This window comes from Methylophaga muralis (assembly GCF_001720165.1).
Lineage (GTDB): Bacteria > Pseudomonadota > Gammaproteobacteria > Nitrosococcales > Methylophagaceae > Methylophaga > Methylophaga muralis.
Map to the genome: position 1 here is coordinate 1 of NZ_MCRI01000127.1, position 336 is coordinate 336.

General features: G+C 35.7%; 1 protein-coding gene. It reads left to right on the plus strand.

Translation table 11 applies throughout. The features are described from left to right. On the plus strand, nt 1–336 hold a 336-nt coding region (locus A9E74_RS13925), incomplete at both ends, for a glycosyltransferase family A protein (RefSeq protein WP_141696849.1).

Below are 336 nucleotides of genomic sequence, written 5' to 3' on the forward strand. Positions count from 1 at the left end.
AAAGGTTGTTGAAACTTACAGCGATGCAAACGTAACATTAATTAAACAACCCAATAAGGGGGTTAGCGCTGCTAGAAATACCGGTTTTGCTGCAGCTAATGGGATATTTACTATTTTTCTTGATTCTGACGATTGGCTTTCTAATGATTTGGTTGAGAATCATATCATTTCATCAAAAAAATGGCCTAATGTTGATATTTATTGTTCTGATTTCAAAAATTTTAATGATGAAACAGGAGTAGAAGAATCAATAATAAAGTGTAATTGGCCCGCCACTCCAGGTACTCCTCTAGAGCTATTTTTGCTTCAACCCCCACCTTTTCCTGCTTGTGAAAT